This window comes from Burkholderia sp. SR8 (assembly GCF_052851275.1).
Window position 1 is genome coordinate 120,505 of the sequence record NZ_JAULUC010000010.1, and the last position, 15,595, is coordinate 136,099.

Sequence of the window (15,595 nt, forward strand, 5' to 3'; positions counted from 1 at the left end):
CGGCGCACACGGCGGCCGCGCCGGCGCCAGGGTCGGCATTCCCGTCACCCGCCGCCCAGCACGGCCCCGCTCTCCGGCAGCGTCGCGCCGCCGTCGACGACGATCGTCTGCCCGGTGATGTACGCGGCATCGGCCGATGCGAGAAACAGCATCGCATTCGCGATGTCTTCCGGCTCGCCCATCCGCGCGAGCGGAATGTCGCGCGCGATCTGCTCCGCGACGGATGCGTCGCCGAGATTGCCGGCTGCCGGCGTGCGGATCATCCCCGGCTCGACACCGTTGACCGTCACGTTGCGGCGCGCGAGTTCGAGTGCCGCCGCGCGGATGAAGCCGTTCACGCCGGCCTTCGATGCCGCGTAGTGCGCGAGCCCCGGATACGCGACGCGCGGCCCGGTCACCGACGACGTGACGAGCAGCCGGCCCGCCCCCGCGCGCTCGAAAGCCGGCAGCGCCGCCTGCGCGAGCCAGAACAGCGCAGACAGGTTGACGGACAACGTGCGTTCGAGCGTCGGCTCGTCGATTCGCGCGAACGGCGTGAGCGGGAAATACGCGGCATTGTGGATCACGACGTCGAGCCGCCCGCCGTCGCGCTCGACCGCCGCGACGAGCGCGACGAGTTCGGCGCGGCTGGCGGCGTCCACGCGATACGCACGCGCATTGGCGCCCGCGCACGCCAGCGTATCGGCTTGCGCGGCGGCGGCATCGCCGTTCAGGTCGGCAATCGCGACGAATGCATCGGATTCCGCGAAACGGCGCGCGATCGCCGCGCCGATGCCCTGCGCGGCACCCGTGACGAGCACGACGCGGCCGCTGAAATCCGCACGCAACCGGCCGCTGCCCGGCACGGCGTTCATCGTTGCGCCTCGGCACCGAGCGGATGCACGGTTTCGTTCAGCACCTGCGCATGCGCGCCGACGGGAAAGTTCGACAGCGTGCCGAAATCGCCACCCTGATAGCCGAAGATCTTGCCGTCGGTCTTGCGCTGCGCGAGGTCGATCAGCACGACACCGAGCGTCGGCACCACCTTCTCGCGCCACACGAACAGATACAGTTGCTCGGCGATTTTGAAGTAATGACAGCGGTCCACGTCGGCGAGCCCGCCTTCGACGCCCTGCAAACACTGCCATGCATAGAAGTTCTCGTTCAGGTAGATGTGCTCGTAGCATTCGGTCGGGCTGTAGCGGTACATCGTGCGCTTGCCGATCAGTTCGCGCGTGGGCCCGTGCAGCGCGCCCGGCTGCGCATGGCCGCCGAGCATGCCGTGCCGGAACGTCGCGTCGACGCCCGTCAGCGGCAGCCCGCGCGCGACGCGCGTGAATGCGTCGATATGCGTATCGGCTTCGGTCGGCAGCGTGCCGACCACCGACGTCCATACGCCGTTGCCGATGTCGATCACGAGGCTGACCGACGTTGCACGCGCGGCCGGGTCGATGTAGTCGACGAAATACAGGTCGTCGCGCAGCCGCGTCACGCGGCACGGCGCGCGGCCGCCCGTGTCGGTCGCCGCGTCGCGCCATTGCAGCGCGTCCGCGTCGAACGTATAGACACGCCACGCGCCCGATGCATCGTCGAGGGCGATCGAGCGCCCGACGAGCGCGTTGACGGGCGCGAGGATGTTGGCGTCGGGCGCGAAGCCGTCCGCCAGAGCGCCAACCTGAATGAATACCGGATCCTGTCGTTCCACCTGCCGTCTCCCGCGCGGCTTCAGGCCCGGCGGGCCGTGTACGCTGCGCATGTGCACACATGGTGCGGGTTGCGCGCGGTGCGCGGTATCGGCCAAAAGGATGAAGGGCGCGCGACGCCGGAACGCGCTAAAGTGCACGTGATCCGCGCCGCGGCCGGCGCGAGGAGCGCTCATGCATCGTGTCACCCATTACCGACGCACCGACGAAGGAATCGAGGCGATCAGCCTCGAGTCCGATCGCGCGTTTCCGCGGCATGCGCACGACGAGTTCGGCATCGGCGTGATCGTCAGCGGCGCACACCGCTCCTGGAGCGGCCGCGGGCAGGTAGACGCGCTGGCCGGCGACGCGATCATGGTCAATCCGGGCGAAATGCACGACGGCATGCCGATCGACGCAGGCGCGGTCCGGCGCTGGCGGATGTTGTACCTCGCACCCGCGCTGGTCGCGGGCGTCGCGGCGGAAGAAGGCCTGGGCGCGGTCGAGCTCGCGCATCCGGCCGTGCGCGACGCCCGGCTTGCCGCCGCATTCGGCCGGCTGCATGACCGGGTCGTCGCGGGACACGCGCCACCGTTCGCCCGCGACGAGGCGCTCGTCATGCTGGTCGCCGCGCTCCTGGCACGGCATGCGAACCGCACGCTGCCGGCCACCGGCGTCGCACCGGCCATCCGCGTGGCCCGCGAACGGCTCGACGCGGCGCCCGGCGCGCCCGTTTCGCTCGCCGAGCTGGCCAGCCTGAGCGGCGTGAGCCGGTTCCAGCTGCTGCGCGGGTTCGCGCGCGAACTCGGCATCACGCCGCATGCGTATCTGGTGCAATCGCGCACGCGGCTGGCTCGCGCACTGCTCGCGAGCGGCCGGCCGATCGCCGATGCCGCCGCCGAAGCCGGGTTTGCGGACCAGAGCCACCTCACGCGCGCGTTCGCACGCCAGTTCGGGATCACGCCGGGACGATTCACGCAGGCCGGCTGACGGGTCTCCGCATTCGCCGCACGGCGACGATCGCGCGGAGGTGCCAATCGTTGCGAATCCGCGGTGACGAGCGATGATGCCGGCGCGCGCGATCGTCGGGAAACACCGGCTGCTGCATGCCTCTACCCGTTGCGCTGCGCCCGGCCACGTCGCTGCAATTTCGTTCAAGACGCCCGCGGCCCCGCACGCGATGATGCGACGCATGAAGACACGACTGATCGGTTATCTCTATCTCGCCGCCGCGATGGCGGGCGTCGGCAGCACCGTCATCGCGAGCCGCCTCGCGGCAGGCGGCCTGCCGCCGTTCGCGGCCACCGCGCTGCGCTTCCTGATCGCAACGCCGTTGCTGTTCGCGCTGATGCGCGCGCAGCGGCTGCGCTGGCCGCGCATCTCCGCACGTGATGCCGTGCTGCTGGTCGTGCAGGCTGCGGCCGGCGGGGTCGGCTATACGGTGCTGCTGATCTGCGGCACGAAGCTGTCGTCGCCGGTCGATGCAGGCGTAATGTTGGGCACGCTGCCGGCGATGTCGACGCTGATCGCGGCGGTCGTGCTGCGCGAGCGGCAGACGCCGCGCGACTGGAGCGCGGCCGCGCTTGCCACCGCCGGCGTGCTGTTCGTCACGTTCGCGCCCGGCCATGCGATGCCGTCGCTGCGCACGCTCGCCGGCGACGCGCTCGTACTGGCCGCCGTCGCATGCGAAGCCGTGTTCATCCTGCTGAACCGGCGGCTGTCGGCGCCATTCCCGCCGCTCGCGCTGTCGACCGCGATGTCGGGCCTCGGCTTTGCGCTCGCGCTCGTGCCGGCCGTGTTCGAATGGCACGCGGTGGCGGCGAGCTGGACCGTCGGCGCGGTATCCGCGATCGCGTACTACGCGCTGATCCCGACCGTGCTCGGCTATGTGTGCTGGTATGCGGGCTCGGCCCGCACGAGCGGCACGGAAGCCGCGCTGTTCACCGCGGTCGCACCGGTCTCGGCCGTGCTGTTCGCCGTGGTGCTGTTCGGCGAAACGCTGGGCGGCACGCGGTTGCTCGGCATCGCGCTCGTCGTCGCCGGAATGCTGGTGGGCGCGACGCGCCGGCGTGAGGTGCCGGCGCGCGGCACGGAAGCGCGGTCGACGTCGCCCGAGCGGGCGCCGACAACGTCGGCCGCTACCGACTGATCCGCGCGAACGACGGCTGTAGGAATGTGTCCGCGCGCGGCAAAACCGTTGCGCACCGCCGTGCAAGATGCAATATTCGCGTGGCCGGGCCATTTGACAACCACCGAACAATAATTCGCATCGCCATGAACAAGAAGGAAGCCAAAACGAGAATCGCGGCGCTGCTGTCCGCGGGCGCAAGGAAGGCCGACGTGCTGGCCGAACTGGCCGGACAGGGCCTCAAAGATAGTGTGCTCGCCCGCCTGATCGCGTCGCGCGCGGACCCCGGGCTGTGCCGGAAAAACAAGCTGCACACGCGCGTCCTCGTCGGGCTCGGCGTCGCGCAGCTGTTTATCAGCATCGGCCTGGCGTACCTGCTGTTGGTGGACACCCTCAGCAAGGGCGCGTCGCTGCTGTTCCTCGCCGCGACGGTGCCGCTGTCGCTGCTGTTCATCTGGGGCTTCGCGACCCATCGCGTCGGCGCGTATCACGCGTTCATCATCCTGTCGCTGCTGCAACTGCCGAAGACCATTGCCGATCTCGCGCACGATCCGTCGACCGCGCTGCCGAGCCTCGCGCTGACGGTCGTTCTCGTCGGCTACGTGTGGTTCGTGCGCAACCGGATGTTCCCCGATTTCGGCTGGTTTACGCCACGCAAAGTCGACGGCCGCTACGCGTTCGTGGAAACCGCCTGACTCCGGCTGCACCCGCGCCGCGAACAATAAAAAAGGCGCCGGCCCGCCCCGCAATCGCGGGACGGGCCGGCGCCTTCTGCATTCCGGAACCCGGCGGCTTACTTGGCCTTTTCAGCCGAGTCGCTGATCGCCTGGCCGCCCTTCGAAATGTCCTGCCCGACGCCTGCAACGGTATTGCAACCGGCGAGCGCGGCGGTCACCACCAGCAGCACTGCAGCAATCGTACGCGTCATTCTCGTTCTCCTTTCGAATCAACAAGCCCGACCGGGCGAATCGTGTGCGGCGTGGCGTCCCGCGGTGCGCAGGACACGGGGCCTGACCTGATTATACGGAGACGGCTGCCGCGCGCCAGTAGTGACCGACGCGGCATTGCGCGCGGCCGCGCTGCGGGTCGCGCATATTTTCCTTGACATCGCGCATCCGCGAACTAATATACGCACCGCGTATATTTCTCATCAGGTGCCGCCGATGACCGTTCCCCAGCAAGCCTTCCTGCGCGACGCGATGCGCCGCCTCAACATGACCCGCGAAGCGTTCGCGAGCCGCATCGGCGTCAGCCGCCGCGCGCTGGACACGTGGCTGCTGCCCGACGATTCGCAGGAATCGCGCGGAATGCCCGAGATCGTCGAGCGGTTCGTGTCGGAAATCGTCGAGCGCTCGCCGGACGGCGGAGAATATACGCAAAGCGTAGACAAGCAAGGCCTCGCGAAGCAGTTCCTGTTCGAGGGCAAGCCGCAGCTGATCTCGGTCGACCAGTTCTCGCGGGACTCGGTCGAGGCGCTGTTCCGCGTCGCCGACGTGATGCAGCCGATCGCGCGCCGCCACAAGATTTCGCGCGTGCTCGAAGGTGCGGTGCTCGGCAACCTGTTTTTCGAGGCCAGCACGCGCACCCGCGTGTCGTTCGGCGCGGCGTTCTGCCGGCTCGGCGGTTCGGTGTGCGACACGACCGGCTTCACGTTCTCGTCGATGGCCAAGGGCGAATCGATCTACGACACGAGCCGCGTGATGGCAGGCTACGTCGACGCGCTCGTGATTCGCCATCCGGAAAAGGGTTCGGTGGCCGAATTCGCGCGCGCGACCAATCTGCCGGTAATCAACGGCGGCGACGGTCCGGGCGAACACCCGAGCCAGGCGCTGCTCGATCTCTATACGATCCAGCGCGAATTCTCGCGGCTCGGCAAGATCGTCGACGGTGCGCACATCGCACTCGTCGGCGACCTGAAATACGGCCGCACCGTGCACTCGCTCGTGAAGCTGCTCGCGCTGTACCGCGGGCTGAAGTTCACGCTCGTGTCGCCGCCGACGCTCGAAATGCCGGCGTACATCATCGACCAGATCGCGACGAACGGTCACGTGATCGAGCAGACGAACGACCTCGCGGCCGGACTGCGCGGGGCGGACGTGGTCTACGCGACGCGGATCCAGAAGGAGCGCTTCACCGACGAGTCGTTCGAAGGCTATACGCCCGATTTCCAGATCAACCAGGCGCTCGTCGATTCGGTCTGCAAACCGGACACGCTGATCATGCACCCGCTGCCGCGCGACAGCCGCCCCGGCGCGAACGACCTGTCGATCGACCTGAACCGCGATCCGCGGCTCGCGATCTTCCGGCAGACCGATAACGGCATTCCGGTGCGGATGGCGATCTTCGCGGTGCTGCTCGGGGTGGAGAATCTCGTCCAGCATTCGATGCGCGACGCGACGTGGCGCCCGCCCGCGTACCTCGGGCCGGAGGACGCGGTGTTTCACGGAATCGATTGATCTGCGTCGGGTGCCGCGCGGCTGAACTCGGGACTGCTCCGGTTCAACGGCCGCGCGCAGACGTAACGCACGCAACGCGCCGCCTCGCACGGCGCGTCGTCATTTTCGGCACCGGTAACGTGACGGCGGCCGCTCGGGCCTCAGCTGGCCCAAGGGTCGATCACGCGCAGGCCCGCTGCCTCGAACGGCGCGACGTCGCGCGTGGCCACGATCAGGCCGTTCGCCGCGGCGGTCGCGGCGATGAAGCCATCGGCGGACGTCATCGCGTTGCCCGTACCGCGCGCCTTCGCGCGAAGGCTCGCATACGCTTTGCCGGCCGCATCGTCGAACGGCAGGATCCGGCCGCGAAACAACGGCACGACGCGCTGCTCGATGCTTTGCTCGAGCCAGTCCCGTCGGCGCCCCGCCGGCAACGCCGCGACGCCGAAGCGCATTTCCGCCAGACTGATCGCGGCAAGAAACAGCGTCTCGACGTTCTGCGCGTCGAGCCATTCGATCACGGCCGTGCTCGGCTCCCGCCGCAGCGGTTCGGAAATGACATTGGTATCGACCAGGATCATTCGAAGCTCATCGGATCGGTTGGCGACGTGTCGCGCCGAACGTCGAAATCGATGCCGCCCGTCTCCCGCCCGATTTCAGCCAGCAGCGTTCCGAGCCTGGGCCGGCCGCCGGGCCGAACGGCTTGCTCCAGGATGTCCCGCACCTCGGCTTCGGTACTGCGGCCATGTTGGGCGGCCCGGATTCGAAGCGCGCGATGCACTTCGTCGGGCAAATTTCGAACAGTAATCACGGGCATGATGCGCCTCACCACATTTGCTTGCAATGCAGTCATGTTAGCACCTTGCTGTCAGTTGAGCGGAATGAAGATTCGACCACTGTAAGCCGTCCGTCACGCCTTTCCCACTCGGCCATTTGGCCGTCTGCCCCGCCCTGCAGGCCCCACAACCCATCCGCAACATTCGTCAACACTTTCCTTGCAAACGAGAACACGAACGCTTCTCATTTAACAAGAAATTACATAGAATGCCGGCTGAAAACAAATCGTAATAATTCCCGGCAGCATGCAAGTTTCCGTACCACGCCGTTGCCGGGGCCACATCGCGAGGTCGAAGCGCATCATGAAGTCCCGTCCTGAAGAGCTGAAGCTCGGCAAGTTCACCACCCTGTGCAGCGTGCTCGCCGCGAGCCCTGCGTTCGCCGACGGCACCCCGCCGCCCGCGCCCGTCGGCACCGAAGGCCATCTCGCGCCGATCGAGATCCAGGGCAAGACCGAGCACAGCTACAAGGCCGACTTTTCCGCGTCCGCGAAATTCACCGCGCCGCTCGTCGACACGCCGAAGTCGGTCACCGTGATCCCGCAGGAGCTGATCCGGAACAGCGGCGCGGCGACGCTGACCGAAGCGCTGCGCACCGTGCCCGGCATCACGTTCGGTGCCGGCGAAGGCGGCAACCCGCTCGGCGATCGCCCGTTCATCCGCGGCTACGACACGCAAGGCAGCATGTTCGTCGACGGCATGCGCGACACGGGCGCGACCACGCGCGAGATCTTCAACACCGAGCGCGTCGAGGTCACCAAGGGCTCCGACGGCGCATATGGCGGCCGCGGCGGCGCCGGCGGCAGCATCAACCTGATCACGAAGGCGCCGCACCTCGGCACGACGGCCGCCGCGAGCGCGGGCCTCGGCACCGACCGCTATCGGCGCTTCACCGCCGACGGCAACTGGCAGTTCGCCGATCACGCCGCGTTCCGCCTGAACCTGATGAGCCACAACAACGACGTCGCCGGCCGCGACGCGGTCAACAACGAGCGCTGGGGCGTCGCGCCGTCGATCGCGTTCGGCCTCGGCACGCCGACGCGCGTGACCGCGAGCTATTACCACCTGTCGACCGACGACATGCCCGACGGCGGCATTCCGTACTTCTACACGACCACGAACAAGCCCGCGAATGTCGACACGATCTATCCGGCGCCCGTCGACCGCCACAACTTCTACGGCCTGATCGACCGCGACTTCCGCAAGACCACGTCGGACATCAGCACGATCAAGATCGAGCACGACATCACGCCGAACCTGACGGTGCGCAACACCACGCGCTACACGGAATCGACGCAGGACTACATCTGGACGCAGCCGGACGACAGTCAGGGCAACGTGGTCAACGGCAAGGTCTGGCGCCGCAACAACAACCGCAATAGCTCGATCAACAGCCTCGCGAACCTGACCGAACTGTTCGGCGAATTCCGCACCGGCCCGTTCAAGCACAGCTTCACGACCGGCGTCGAGCTGTCGCGAGAATGGGGCAAGCGCGATTCGTACACTGTCGCAACCGACACCGGCAAGATCTGCCAGAAGGGCATCGGCGCGGCGTCGGGCTACAACTGCACGAGCCTGTGGTCGCCGAACCCGAACGATCCGTGGGCCGGCTCGATCACGCGCAACAACGACTACGCACATGCGCGCACCACGACGAAGTCGATCTACGGCTTCGACACGATCGAGCTCACGCCGCGCTGGCAGGTCAACGCCGGCGTGCGCGTCGACGACTACTCGACCCGCTTCACCGATACCAAGGCGAACGGCGGCAAGACCTACACGCGCGACGACACGCTCGTGAACTGGCAGGCCGGCCTGGTGTTCAAGCCCGCGCAGAACGGCAGCATCTACGCGTCGTACGCGACGTCGTCGACGCCGGCCGGGATGCTGCTCGGCGAAGGCAGCGAAACGCAATCGCTCACGCCGGGCCGCGGCGGCGTCGGCCCGAACGCCGACCAGATGGCGCCCGAGAAGAACCGCAGCATCGAGCTCGGCACGAAGTGGAACGTGCTGAACGACAAGCTGTCGCTGACGGCCGCGCTGTTCCAGATCGACACGACGAATGCGCGCGTGACGCTGCCGAACAACCAGTATGCGATGGTCGGCAACAAGCGCGTGCAGGGTCTCGAACTCGGTCTCGCGGGGCAAATCACCAAGCAATGGCAGGTGTTCGGCGGCTACACGTACATGAAGAGCGAGCTGCGCGACAACGGCAAGGACGCCGCGAACAACGGCCACCGGTTCCCGAACACGCCGAAGCACAGCCTGACGATGTGGTCGAACTACGACGTGACGCCGAAGTTCACCGTCGGCGGCGGTGCGTTCTACATGTCCGAAGTGTTCGGCGACCCCGCGAACCTGCGTGCGGTGCCGTCGTACTGGCGCTTCGATGCGATGGCGCAATACTGGATCAACAAGAAGCTGGATCTCCAACTGAACGTGAACAACCTGTTCAACCGCACGTATTTCGATCAGGCGTATCCGGCGCACTACGCGTCGATCGCGCCGGGGCGCTCGGCGTTCGTCACGCTGAACGCGCGCTACTGATCGATGGAGGCCGTCTCGCTGAAGGCGCTCGCGTCGGTGTCGCCGCGCGCGTTCGCCGACATCCTCGCCGGGCCGCCGGAACGCGCCGCCGCATGGGTCGCGGCGGCCGCCGAAAACGGCATCGTCGATGCGCAGGCCGTGTACGGACAGTACCTGCTCGACGGGCATGGCGTCGCGCGCGATCCGGCCGCCGCCTTCGGCTGGTTCGGGCATGCGGCGCGCGCCGGTCACGCGATGGCGATGAACATGCTCGGGCGCTGCTACGAGTTCGGCTGGGGCACGGCCGCGTGCGCGCCGGTGGCCGTGTACTGGTACCGGCTCGCCGCGCAGGCCGGGCTCGACTGGGGCATGTACAACTATGCAACGGCGCTCGCACTCGGCAACGGTGTCGACGAGAACCGCGCCGACGCGCTCGACTGGTTTCGCCGTGCGGCCGCACTCGGCCATGCGAAATCGATCAACCTGATCGGCGGCTTCTACGAGGACGGCTGGGTCGTGGCCGCCGATGCCGACGCGGCGTTCGATCACTATCGCCGCGCCGCCGAGGGCGGCGACTTCCGCGGCCAGTTCAACTATGCGCGGCTGCTCGCCGAGCGCGGGCGCATCGACGAAGCGCTCGTCTGGCTCGCGCGCGTGCCGGCCACCGCGACGCCCGCGTTCGTCGCGAAGATGCGCGCGTATCTCGCGGCGTCGCCGCTCGATGCTTTTCGTTCGGCGGCCATGCAACTGGCGCCGCACGCAATGGAATCCGCATCATGATGCTTCATATCCCCGGCGTACTGACCAAAGCGCAAGTCGCGCAATGCCGCGACCTGCTCGATGCCGCCGACTGGATCGACGGCAACGCAACGTCCGGCGCGCAGTCGGCGCTCGCGAAACGCAACCGGCAGTTGCCGGAAAGCTCGCCGGTCGCACGCACCGTCGGCGACGCGATCCAGGATGCGCTGGCGCAGCACGCGCTGTTCTTCTCGGCGGCGCTGCCGTTGAAGGTGTTTCCGCCGCTGTTCAATCGCTATGAAGGCGGCGAGACGTTCGGCACGCACGTCGACAACGCGATCCGGCTGCTGCGCGGCACGGATTTTCGCGTGCGCAGCGATCTGTCGGCGACGCTGTTTCTCGCGGAGCCCGACGCGTACGACGGCGGCGAGCTGTGCGTGGAGGATACGTACGGCGTCCATCGCGCGAAGCTGCCGGCCGGCGATCTCGTGCTGTATCCGGCGTCGAGCCTGCATCGCGTGACGCCCGTGACGCGCGGCGAACGGGTAGCGTCGTTCTTCTGGATTCAGAGCATGGTCCGCGACGATGGCGACCGCACGCTGCTGTTTCAGCTCGATACGCAGATTCAGGCGTTGTCCGCGGAGAAAGGCGCGAAGGATCCGATGGTCATTGCATTGACGGGGATTTATCACAACCTGTTGCGCAAGTGGGCGGATGCGTAGCGCGAATCGGCCCCGCCGCCCCTGCCGGCCATCCGCGCCGTCGGCGCGCGCCGGCCAGTGCTTGCGCCGCATCCGAGCGCGGGTCTAAATTGACCATCGTCAAATGACCATGCTCATATCCTGATGCCGCACACTCCCGTATCGAAATCCGAATTCAAGGCTCGCGCACTCGAATACTTCCGGCTCGTCGAGGCGTCGGGAGAAAGCCTCATCGTCACCGACCACGGCAAGCCGACGCTCGAAATCCGGCCGTATCGCTCGCGCGAAGCTCAGCCGTTGGACATATTGCGCGGTTCGGTCATGCGCTACGACAATCCTCTCGATCCGATTGCGGAAGATGCTTGGGAGGCGTCGCGGTGATCGTGCTGGATACGCATGCATTGGTGTGGTGGGCAGCGGGCGACCCTGCGCTCAGCAAGAAGGCGCGAAGCGCGATCGGGCCCTGAGCGAGGGCGCGCTCGCCGCATCGGCAATCTCGGCGTCGGAAATCGCGATGCTGGTGCGCAACGACCGCCTCGCGCTGACGATGAATGTCGACGCGTGGCTCGCCACCGTCGCGCAGATCGACGGCATGCGCTTCGTGCCCGTCGATGCCGACATCGCCGCGAAATCCACCGACCTGCCCGGCACGTTCCACACGGATTCGGCCGATCGCATGATCGTCGCGACCGCACGGCGGCTCGGCGCGCCGCTCGTCACCCGCGACGAAAAGATTCGCGCTTATGCGCACGTCAAGACGCTCTGGTAAAGCGCGCATCGCCGGCACGCACACCGGCCGCCCCCTTCCGCCGGGGGCACCGCCCATCGGAGATTCATCTGACATGATGGTCCACGACGATCCACCCACGCGCACCCCGCGACTCCACGCCGGATTCAAGCATTACCGTCCGGAACGGTGACATTCGCGATTCGGCAAGCGCGATTACTCGGTGAGGCTGCACGAATCGCATGCCATCCACGGCTCCGTCGACGAATCCCTGCTCGACCCAGCCACACGCCGACATTCTTTCCGGCCACCCCCACCGATCGGTAACATCCGCACTTGCCGATCCCCGCCCGCTCCCGCACAATCGGGCCACCTGCCTTCCTCCCCCCGCGCCGATGTCCTATGCGTCACTCGCCACCGGCGTCCTGCTCGCCGGCGGTCTCGGTCAACGCTTCGACCCGAGCGGCCTGCACAGCAAGCTGCTCGCGCTGCTTCCCGACGGCACGCCGGTCGCGGTCGCGGCCGCCCGACATCTCGCCGCCGCCACGGCCGACGTGATCGCCGTCGTGCGCCCCGGCGCCGAAAAACTCGCGATGCTGCTGAACGAAGCCGGCTGCCAGGTCGTCTACGCGCCCGATGCGATGCGCGGCATGGGCGCGAGCCTGGCGGCCGGCGTCCGCGCGACGCCGGAAGCGACCGGCTGGCTGGTCGCGCTCGGCGACATGCCGTGGATCGCGGCATCCACGTACGAAGCGGTTACACGCGCGCTGGATGCCGACGACGCATCGATCGTCGCGCCCGCGCACCGCGGCGTGCGCGGCCATCCGGTCGGCTTTGCCGCGCACCATTACGAAGCACTCGCCGCGCTCGACGGCGACACGGGCGCCCGCGCGCTGTTCGCCAGCGCACCGGTGCACCTGCTCGACGTCGACGATCCCGGCATCCTGCGCGACGTCGACACGCCGGCGGACCTGCGCTGATATCGGCGCGCGCCGGCCACGCAGCGCGTCGCACATACCCGTTTGCCGCCGGATCGGGCGCGATCGCCGAGACCCCCGAATATCGCGCGCAATCCCGATGCTGCGGAGAATCCCGCTGCAAACGCCCGTCCGATTGCCTATAACGGAGACGAGGCGCGCCCGCCGCGCCACCGCCGTCACGCATTGCGCGAGCTTTCCATGGACCACACGACCCCGATGCCCGAACCCCCGGCCGACCCGAACCGCGATCCGGAAGACGATCCGCTGTCGCCACCCGCGCCGGGCCATCCTCACGACAACCCGCAGCAACCGGACGGGCCGCCGAGCAAGGATCCGATATAGCCGGACGCGCGGCGTTCGCGCTTTCAAGGCCGATCCGCCGCACACGCGTCCGACGCGGGCCGGCGGCCGCCGGCCACGTATGCGTCGCCGCCCGGCGCCACCGGGTGCCGCCGCGGACCCCACCACGCCGCTCTCAGCCCAGAGCGGCGTTTTTCGCCCCGTCGCGTACGCGTTTCAGCGATGCGCGACGGGCCGCGCCCGCTACCGCGCCGTATACCCGCCGTCGATCGCCAGCGACACACCGCTGATCATCGACGCCGCGTCGCTGAGCAGGAACAGGATCGGCTCGACGACCTCGTCCGGCTCCGCGAAGCGCCCGAGCGGAATCGCCGCGAGCATCGGCGCGCGCTTCTCCGGCTCGCTCCACGCGAATTGCGCCATCGGCGTCAGCGTGACGGTCGGGTTCACGCTGTTCACGCGAATGCCAAGCGCGCCGAGTTCGATGCACAGCACCCGCGTGATCGCGTCGAGCGCCGCCTTCGATGCGCAATAGCTCAGATGCGCGGGCAAGCCGACCAGCGCGGCCTGACTCGATACGTTGACGATGCTGCCGCGCGCATGCGCGGCGCCGCGTCCGTCGCGCGCGATCATCTTCCTCGCGACGGCCCGTGCGACGAGCGCAGCGCCTCGCGCGTTGACGGCCATCACGCGATCGAACTGCCCGGCGCTGATCTCCAGCGCCGGTTCGAGCGATGCGATGCCCGCGCAATTGACGAGCGCATCGAACGCGTCGTGCGCGGCGAGCGCTGCGTCGATCGCCGGCTCGTCGCCGCCGACATCGATGCGCAACGTATCGCACGCGATCTCGCGCGCGAGCCCGTCGAGCGCGCCTGCATCGCGCCCGGCCGCGACGACGTGCGCGCCCGCAGCGGCCAGCGCGATCGCGCAGGCGCGCCCGATCCCGCTCGACGCGCCGGTGACGAGCACTCTTGAACCGCTGAAATCGAATCGTGTCTTCATGATGACGTGTGCAGCTCGTGCATGATCGGCTTGAGCGCCGGATACAGCGCCGTATAAAGCGCGAAGCGCGCCGCATACGCGTTCGCGCGCGCTTCGCCGGGCCGCGCGCGTTCGACGAGCGTGACCCAGCCGCCCTGCGCATCGTCGTGCGACACGAGGCCCGCGCCGACGCCCGCAAGCAGCGCGGCGCCCATCGCGGCTTCGACGTCCTGCTCGATCGTCCACACCGGAAAGCCGGTCACGTCCGCGATGATCTGCATCCACAGCGCGGAATGCGCGGCGCCGCCGACGACGATCAGCCGGTCGTCCAGCGCCGCCGCGCCGCGCCGGCCGGCCTCGATGTTGTGCCGCAACGCGAACGCGACGCCTTCGAGCACCGCGCGGTACAGATGCGCACGCGTATGCGCAAGGCTCAGCCCGACGAACGCGCCGCTCGCCTTCGCATCCCACACGGGGCTGCGTTCGCCCATCAGATACGGCAGGAACAGCACGCCGTCCGCGCCGGGCGGCACGCTTTCGGCCGCCTCCTCGAGCAGCACGTGCGGATCGCCGTGCGGCAGCAATCTCGCCGCATCGATTTCCGCATGACAGAACTGCTCGCGAAACCACGCGACCGATGCGCCGGCCGCGATCGCGCCGCCGAACACGTACAGGTCGCGCTGCCCGTTGAACACGTGCGGCATGCTGACGAGCCCGTGCCGCGCATCGACGTGCTGGTTCACGTAGCCCCAGCACATGCTGGTGCCGATCATCGCGACATGCTGGCCGGTGCGCGTCGCGCCGGCCGCGAAGGTCGCGACCGCCGCGTCGACCCCGCCCGCAACGACCGGCGTGCCGGCCGGCAGGCCGAGCCGTTCGGTCCACTGCGACAGCAGCCCGCCGACGACGTCCGTCGATTCGACGAGCCGTTCGGGCATCATCGTTGCCGGGATGCCGAGCATGTCGAGCGCATCGTCGGACCATTCGCGGCGCGCGACGTCGTACACGCCGCCGATATTGCCGGCCGAACTGTGGTCGACCGCGACTTCACCGGTCAGCAGGTAGATCACGTACGCGTTCGGCGGCAGGAAATAGCGTACGTTCGCCCATACGTCGGGCCGCTGCTCGCGCAGCCACAGCATCTTGGTGAAGCCGTAATAGCTGTCGACGCCGTTGCCGGTGATCACGCGCAGCCGCTCGACGTTCACGTTGCCGTTCACCCAGTCGACTTCCGCGGTCGCGCGCCGATCCATCCAGATCAGGCACGGATGGAGCGGCCGCATGTCGCTGTCGACCGGAATGCCGGAGCCGCCGTACAGGCTGCTCACGCACACGGCGCGGATCGCATCGGCCGGCACGCCGCGCGCGCGCGCGGCGCGCACGCAGCCGCCGATGCATTCGAGCACCGCGTCGAACCACACCTGCGGCCACTGCTCGGCCCACAGCGGGCGCGGCGTGTCGGGCTGGTAGCCGGCCGAGCGGCGCGCGACGATCGTGCCGTGCCGGTCGACGAGCAGCGCCTTGGTGCTCTGCGTGCCGATGTCGACGCCAATGACGTATTCCATGATGTCTCCGGTGAGGC

17 protein-coding genes and 1 pseudogene are annotated in these 15,595 nt (G+C 68.2%); 11 read left to right on the top strand and 7 right to left on the bottom strand.

Features of this window, described 5'->3' with window-relative positions; all coding sequences use genetic code 11:
- Nucleotides 1–44 precede the first annotated feature (44 nt).
- Together Q3A80_RS15415 and Q3A80_RS15420 are read right to left on the bottom strand one after the other, a co-directional pair.
- Complete coding sequence (locus tag Q3A80_RS15415; protein WP_446329826.1) at nt 45–854, bottom strand: SDR family oxidoreductase; 810 nt, start codon at nt 852–854, stop codon at nt 45–47.
- The gene (locus tag Q3A80_RS15420) at nt 851–1,684 is read right to left on the bottom strand and encodes a molybdenum cofactor biosynthesis F family protein (RefSeq protein ID WP_446329827.1); all 834 of its coding nucleotides are present in this window, start codon (nt 1,682–1,684) and stop codon (nt 851–853) included. Before Q3A80_RS15420 ends, Q3A80_RS15415 begins: the two co-directional genes overlap by 4 nt.
- Nucleotides 1,685–1,856: 172 nt before the next feature.
- On the opposite strand from Q3A80_RS15420, the gene Q3A80_RS15425 reads away from it, so the two are divergent.
- From Q3A80_RS15425 to Q3A80_RS15435, 3 genes are all read left to right on the top strand, one after another.
- Complete coding sequence (locus Q3A80_RS15425) at nt 1,857–2,651, top strand: AraC family transcriptional regulator (RefSeq protein ID WP_446329828.1); 795 nt, start codon at nt 1,857–1,859, stop codon at nt 2,649–2,651.
- 202 nt (nt 2,652–2,853) lie between these two features.
- Nucleotides 2,854–3,810 carry a DMT family transporter gene (locus Q3A80_RS15430; protein ID WP_446329829.1) on the top strand — a complete coding sequence of 319 codons (957 nt, stop codon included), beginning with the start codon at nt 2,854–2,856 and terminating at the stop codon, nt 3,808–3,810.
- Between the two features lie 125 nt (nt 3,811–3,935).
- Nucleotides 3,936–4,484: a permease gene (locus Q3A80_RS15435; RefSeq protein ID WP_446329830.1), complete on the top strand. Its 549-nt coding sequence runs from the start codon at nt 3,936–3,938 to the stop codon at nt 4,482–4,484.
- Between the two features lie 98 nt (nt 4,485–4,582).
- On the opposite strand, the gene Q3A80_RS15440 is transcribed toward Q3A80_RS15435, so the two are convergent.
- Nucleotides 4,583–4,717, bottom strand: coding sequence for an entericidin A/B family lipoprotein (locus tag Q3A80_RS15440; RefSeq protein WP_011659177.1), 135 nt, complete (start codon nt 4,715–4,717; stop codon nt 4,583–4,585).
- A gap of 235 nt (nt 4,718–4,952) precedes the next feature.
- On the opposite strand from Q3A80_RS15440, the gene Q3A80_RS15445 reads away from it, so the two are divergent.
- Nucleotides 4,953–6,245 carry an aspartate carbamoyltransferase gene (locus Q3A80_RS15445; RefSeq protein ID WP_446329831.1) on the top strand — a complete coding sequence of 431 codons (1,293 nt, stop codon included), beginning with the start codon at nt 4,953–4,955 and terminating at the stop codon, nt 6,243–6,245.
- 140 nt (nt 6,246–6,385) lie between these two features.
- On the opposite strand, the gene Q3A80_RS15450 is transcribed toward Q3A80_RS15445, so the two are convergent.
- Complete coding sequence (locus tag Q3A80_RS15450; protein ID WP_446329832.1) at nt 6,386–6,805, bottom strand: PIN domain-containing protein; 420 nt, start codon at nt 6,803–6,805, stop codon at nt 6,386–6,388.
- The gene (locus Q3A80_RS15455; RefSeq protein ID WP_446329918.1) at nt 6,802–7,041 is read right to left on the bottom strand and encodes a FitA-like ribbon-helix-helix domain-containing protein; all 240 of its coding nucleotides are present in this window, start codon (nt 7,039–7,041) and stop codon (nt 6,802–6,804) included. The genes Q3A80_RS15450 and Q3A80_RS15455 overlap by 4 nt, the downstream gene beginning before the upstream one ends.
- Nucleotides 7,042–7,363: 322 nt before the next feature.
- Between Q3A80_RS15455 and Q3A80_RS15460 the strand changes: the two genes are divergently transcribed.
- The 7 genes and pseudogenes from Q3A80_RS15460 (at nt 7,364) to Q3A80_RS15490 (ending at nt 13,074) form a co-directional block, all read left to right on the top strand.
- Entirely contained in the window at nt 7,364–9,607 is a 2,244-nt protein-coding gene (locus Q3A80_RS15460) for a TonB-dependent receptor (RefSeq protein ID WP_446329833.1), read from the top strand.
- 3 nt (nt 9,608–9,610) lie between these two features.
- The gene (locus Q3A80_RS15465) at nt 9,611–10,366 is read left to right on the top strand and encodes a tetratricopeptide repeat protein (protein WP_446329834.1); all 756 of its coding nucleotides are present in this window, start codon (nt 9,611–9,613) and stop codon (nt 10,364–10,366) included.
- Complete coding sequence (locus Q3A80_RS15470) at nt 10,363–11,046, top strand: Fe2+-dependent dioxygenase (protein ID WP_446329835.1); 684 nt, start codon at nt 10,363–10,365, stop codon at nt 11,044–11,046. Before Q3A80_RS15465 ends, Q3A80_RS15470 begins: the two co-directional genes overlap by 4 nt.
- Before the next feature lie 120 nt (nt 11,047–11,166).
- Complete coding sequence (locus tag Q3A80_RS15475) at nt 11,167–11,406, top strand: type II toxin-antitoxin system Phd/YefM family antitoxin (RefSeq protein WP_446329919.1); 240 nt, start codon at nt 11,167–11,169, stop codon at nt 11,404–11,406.
- Nucleotides 11,403–11,794, top strand: a pseudogene (locus Q3A80_RS15480) (type II toxin-antitoxin system VapC family toxin). Before Q3A80_RS15475 ends, Q3A80_RS15480 begins: the two are co-directional and overlap by 4 nt.
- Nucleotides 11,795–12,147: 353 nt before the next feature.
- The gene (locus Q3A80_RS15485; protein WP_446329836.1) at nt 12,148–12,732 is read left to right on the top strand and encodes a nucleotidyltransferase family protein; all 585 of its coding nucleotides are present in this window, start codon (nt 12,148–12,150) and stop codon (nt 12,730–12,732) included.
- A 198-nt stretch (nt 12,733–12,930) separates the two neighbouring features.
- Entirely contained in the window at nt 12,931–13,074 is a 144-nt protein-coding gene (locus Q3A80_RS15490) for a hypothetical protein (RefSeq protein WP_170297501.1), read from the top strand.
- Between the two features lie 201 nt (nt 13,075–13,275).
- Here Q3A80_RS15490 and Q3A80_RS15495 read toward each other — a convergent pair whose 3' ends face one another.
- Together Q3A80_RS15495 and Q3A80_RS15500 are read right to left on the bottom strand one after the other, a co-directional pair.
- Nucleotides 13,276–14,034, bottom strand: coding sequence for an SDR family oxidoreductase (locus tag Q3A80_RS15495; RefSeq protein WP_446329837.1), 759 nt, complete (start codon nt 14,032–14,034; stop codon nt 13,276–13,278).
- A complete protein-coding gene (locus Q3A80_RS15500) occupies nt 14,031–15,578 on the bottom strand; it encodes an FGGY-family carbohydrate kinase (RefSeq protein ID WP_446329838.1) in 1,548 nt (515 codons plus the stop codon). Before Q3A80_RS15500 ends, Q3A80_RS15495 begins: the two co-directional genes overlap by 4 nt.
- Nucleotides 15,579–15,595: the final 17 nt, after the last annotated feature.